Below are 3,240 nucleotides of genomic sequence, written 5' to 3'. Positions count from 1 at the left end.
GCTTCCTCTCGGGCAATGGATCAACTCGTTTCTGTAGGAGTTATCCGTAATGATGAAGAACGAGAAACGAAAAAAGTATTAAGTGAGCGGCAGCAACATACGTCATCGCAGCTGCACTTAATACTTTTTTCGTTTCTCGTTCTTCATCATTACGGATAACTCCTACAGAAACGAGTTGATCCATTGCCCGAGAGGAAGCATTAAACTCCACCGGCAGCGTGATTACTTGAAATAATACTGCAGCTGCCATAAATACGATACCCGCTATTAATAAGCCTGGGATTCTGGCTAACACCCCGATTAAAATCAAAATCCAAGATATATTGGAACCAAAGTTAGCGACCGGTACTAACGCATGGCGAAAACGTAAGAACGCATAAGCTTCTTTATCTTGAATCGCATGTCCCACTTCATGGGCTGCAACTGCTACACCGGCAACAGAATGCCCATGATAGTTATCCGTCGATAAACGGACCGTTTTATCTCTTGGGTCGTAATGATCTGAGAGCATTCCAGGTGTTTCTTCGACCCTGACATTATATAAACCATTTTGATCCAAAATGGCTCTCGCCGTTTCAGCACCATTCATACCCGAAGAAGCAGATACTTTTGAATATTTTTTATACGTACTTTTCACTTTCATTTGTGCATAAATCGGGATTAAAATGATAATCGCCAAATAAATGAAATACATGGTATCCTCCTAAAACTATTATTACTCTCAATTCTATGGAATGAATGCTACCATGTCAAATATAGAGTTCTCTTCACTTACCTTCAATCGTTATGTTCTTTTCTAGGTTTTTCTCGATCTCCATTATATTTTCTCCAGCCGACGTAAGAAAGAGTCATTATTATAATACTGCCAGTAGTTATGATAACCCACCAAAGGGAAGGATCTGCATCGTCTTCTCCCATATCATTAAAAATAGACGTTAATTCATTTTGCAATGCATCCAGCTCTTTTTGGCTATCACTATCTCTAATTACTTCAGGACGGTATTGATTAATGTATTGAATCCTAGTATCCAGTTGCTGAATCTTTTCTTTAGAAAGGTCGACTTTCAAGCTTGGATATATCATTTCGTATTGTGAAAGGAATAAGTTCAATTGATTATTAAATGTTATTGTGTCTTGATGGATCGCGGCATCCTTTGTTTGCCTGAAGGAATTCATCATTTGATCCTCCATCTCGGTCCAAAGAGGCTGATGCGTTGACTTCACAGCATCCACAACAAGCCTAAATTTTGTAACTGAATTAACCTTCTCAGAATCTCCCTTATTCAAATCCTTTATTGTCATCAATGCTTCATTATGAGCTACAGTAATAATTCGAAGTTCGTCCATGTCAAGAATTTGTTCTTTCGCTGTCTCTTTTATAAACTGGTCAGAAAAAAACGTAAGCATCTTTTCCGAATCTCCGTATCGCTTCAACTTTGTCATTTCCAACGCTCTATCGGAAATGTTATCTAATTGCTCCAAACTTGAAGAGGATTCTGCATAGACAGGGAAATGTAAGACGACAAATAAAACAGCAATGGTTAATATGAATTTTTTCAACATGCTACTCGTCCCTCCTCATATCTCTACTAAAACGATATGAAACAAAAAACATGAGTAGACCTTGTTCATCATAAAAAGTTAACCCCGCACTCAAAAAATGAATGCGGGGCTAACTATTAGTTGATCATTGAAAGAGTAAATCGCTTTTTTCTAAAACCAAAGTACCATCCAACAAAGATAGAAAGAATGCTTAGCCAAAAGGTAAAATAGCCTATTGAATTCATATAGACCAATAAATCACGATAAATAGGCATCATTTCAAAAACGTAATCAATAATATCATTATGTATGGTCCAAATCCCTGCTAAAATCAAATGCCAAGGTTTTATTCGATAAAATGGTGAATATAAAATCCCTTGAATCGCCATACCCAAATGAGAAGCCATTAACATATAACCTTCCCAAGGCAATGTACCTGTTGTCATTAATGTCAGTATATTCATCACAACTGCCCATAAACCATATTTGAATAGGGTTATAATCGCCAATGCCTCCATAAGGCCAAAGTTTCTTTTCAAAAGAAACCCCAGTAATACAAATACAAAAAATAGGCTAGCAGTCGGGCTGTCTGGTACAAAAGCTAAAAAAATAGTCGGTGTGTTTGCTAATTGACTACCATACCAATAATATCCAAATATAGTTCCGAATATATTAACCATTAATAGCAAAAAGAGCATTTGCCGATTTGCAAGCCAGCTGTAGATAATATTCATTCTTTTTACCTCTCTTACTATTCTCAATACACCCATTTTACAGTTCCTGATCTTTAAATCCAAGTTTTCATTTCAATTTTTTATCAGATTTTTTTCAATTTTCCAATAAAAAAGCCGACAACCGTAGTCGTCAGCTTTTCCATTCGGCAGCATATGAAAGAAAATGCTGTCGATAAATACTTTATTTTGCTGTTAAACCCGAAACAAATTCAGCTAATGTTGCCAATTCTTCATCAGAACCTTTGAACATACCAGCTGGCATAGCACCTTGTCCTTTGCGAGCGATTTTAGAGATTTCTTCTGGCTTTAAACCAGTGTCAATCAAGCTCGGTGCTCCTGCTCCACCTGTTAACTCAGCTCCGTGACAACTAATACAACCACTAGCATCCATAAGTTTATAACCTTCGCTGTCTTTATCAATGTCTGCACCTTCTACTATTGCACCTTGTTTCTTAGAAGCTTCCCAGTCGTGATGGGCTGCAGACTCCCATGTCAGATAAAAAACACCAGCCATTGCTAATAACATAAAACCTACAGCAAATGGACGTTTTGCTGGACTACGCTCTGGACCACGGTCTAAAAATGGTGCCAAGAGCAATGCCCCGAATGCTAGTCCAGGTATAACGAGAGCCCCGATTGCATTATACGGACCCGATGCATAAGTATACTTAAGTAATTGGTAAAGGAATAGGAAATACCAGTCAGGTAGCGGAATATACGCTGTATCTGTCGGATCTGCTATTCTTTCTAATGGAGACGGATGTGCAATTGTTAGGCACAAATAGCCAACAAGAAATACAGCTCCGACCATCCATTCTTTTAAAAGGAAATTAGGCCAAAATGCTTCAGTTTTCCCAGGATATTCTGAATAATCTTTCGGAATATTCGGTTTACGGTTCGCGGAGATACGCGAGTCACCTACGAATTTCATACCTTTCCCACGATGCATTGAACAATCCCCTCC

At 38.1% G+C, this 3,240-nt stretch carries 4 protein-coding genes; all 4 read right to left on the bottom strand.

Features of this window, described 5'->3' with window-relative positions; genetic code table 11:
* Positions 1-40 precede the first annotated feature (40 nt).
* Entirely contained in the window at positions 41-694 is a 654-nt protein-coding gene (locus AC1DUW_RS24250; RefSeq protein WP_477643663.1) for a zinc metallopeptidase, read from the bottom strand.
* An 83-nt stretch (positions 695-777) separates the two neighbouring features.
* Complete coding sequence (ypjB, locus tag AC1DUW_RS24245; protein ID WP_053346763.1) at positions 778-1,563, bottom strand: sporulation protein YpjB; 786 nt, start codon at positions 1,561-1,563, stop codon at positions 778-780.
* A 116-nt stretch (positions 1,564-1,679) separates the two neighbouring features.
* Positions 1,680-2,276 (bottom strand): lipoprotein heptaprenylglyceryl N-acetyltransferase LhaT, encoded by a 597-nt coding sequence (lhaT, locus tag AC1DUW_RS24240; RefSeq protein WP_053346764.1) that lies wholly within the window; start codon positions 2,274-2,276, stop codon positions 1,680-1,682.
* A 181-nt stretch (positions 2,277-2,457) separates the two neighbouring features.
* The gene (locus AC1DUW_RS24235) at positions 2,458-3,225 is read right to left on the bottom strand and encodes a menaquinol-cytochrome c reductase cytochrome b/c subunit (RefSeq protein WP_053346765.1); all 768 of its coding nucleotides are present in this window, start codon (positions 3,223-3,225) and stop codon (positions 2,458-2,460) included.
* Positions 3,226-3,240 lie beyond the last annotated feature (15 nt).

The sequence above is a fragment of the Peribacillus sp. P4_C12 genome, assembly GCF_056402095.1.
The sequence above is the reverse complement of the archived record's forward strand: the minus strand, read 5'-3'. Positions and strand labels throughout refer to the sequence as shown.

What these genes read in the sequence shown, in the direction of transcription:
- AC1DUW_RS24250 (WP_477643663.1), bottom strand. Translation starts at nt 694, where the DNA reads ATGTATTTCATTTATTTGGCGATTATCATTTTAATCCCGATTTATGCA.
- ypjB (WP_053346763.1), bottom strand. Translation starts at nt 1,563, where the DNA reads ATGTTGAAAAAATTCATATTAACCATTGCTGTTTTATTTGTCGTCTTA.
- AC1DUW_RS24235 (WP_053346765.1), bottom strand. Translation starts at nt 3,225, where the DNA reads ATGCATCGTGGGAAAGGTATGAAATTCGTAGGTGACTCGCGTATCTCC.
- lhaT (WP_053346764.1), bottom strand. Translation starts at nt 2,276, where the DNA reads ATGAATATTATCTACAGCTGGCTTGCAAATCGGCAAATGCTCTTTTTG.